The following is a 725-nucleotide window of genomic DNA, read 5'->3' as shown; positions in this document are numbered from 1 at the left end:
TTAGTGTTTTTCGTGGTCAGTTAGCGTGTCCGCTGACCAGATTTGCCTGCAGAAATGTCCTTAAAGCCACCTGAGACATACTTGTGCAGTACACTGGAGACCAAAGACTGGTAAGGAAGCCCTTCCTCCAGTGCCCGGCGCTGAAGTGCCTCGAGATCCCGGCTGGAGATACGAATGTTGATCCGTTTATCTTTCTTGAACGTCTCTTCAGCCGCCCTGGAGAAGTAATCCCGACGGTCAGCATTCAGATCCGATTCAAACTCGCCGGATTCATAAGCTTCAAGCAGCTCCTGCTCTTCAGAATCTAATTTAGCCTTGGTCATACTACCCCCTTAAAAATTTTTTAGTGGCCTTACGACTGGGGATAATCGTCTTAAGAAAGAATTCCCTGTCATTCTCAATATACGGTACCAGCCAGGCGTAATCATCTATCCTAACCACAAGCAGACGTTGACCCGGATACTTGCCCCTGTTGGGGTGAGGTCCATCATCAAGTAAAGCACCAGACTGAAGGGCGAATAAGACATCTTCAAAAGACACTCCTCGCTCAGTCATCAACTGCTGGTTCTTTTCCGCATTCCAGTTAATCTGCTTCATAAAGAGAGTCTAACAGAGTGTGTGCCTATTGGCATCCCTCTACCCTTAAACAAAAAGCCTTAATTCTTCTCGTAAAGTCGCTGAGTTCACAGAGGGTCATTCCCGTATATATTTGGCGGGCATGCCCA

The 725-nt window shown here is 47.3% G+C and carries 2 protein-coding genes; both read right to left on the bottom strand.

The window, feature by feature from the left end; translation table 11 throughout:
• Positions 1 to 20: 20 nt before the first annotated feature.
• Positions 21 to 323 carry a CopG family antitoxin gene (locus tag CDA54_RS19390; RefSeq protein WP_099036691.1) on the bottom strand — a complete coding sequence of 101 codons (303 nt, stop codon included), beginning with the start codon at positions 321 to 323 and terminating at the stop codon, positions 21 to 23.
• A 1-nt stretch (position 324) separates the two neighbouring features.
• Positions 325 to 597 carry a BrnT family toxin gene (locus tag CDA54_RS19385; RefSeq protein WP_099036690.1) on the bottom strand — a complete coding sequence of 91 codons (273 nt, stop codon included), beginning with the start codon at positions 595 to 597 and terminating at the stop codon, positions 325 to 327.
• Positions 598 to 725 lie beyond the last annotated feature (128 nt).

Source organism: Lacimicrobium alkaliphilum (assembly GCF_002591895.1).
Lineage (GTDB): Bacteria > Pseudomonadota > Gammaproteobacteria > Enterobacterales > Alteromonadaceae > Lacimicrobium > Lacimicrobium alkaliphilum.
The sequence above is the reverse complement of the archived record's forward strand: the minus strand, read 5'-3'. Positions and strand labels throughout refer to the sequence as shown.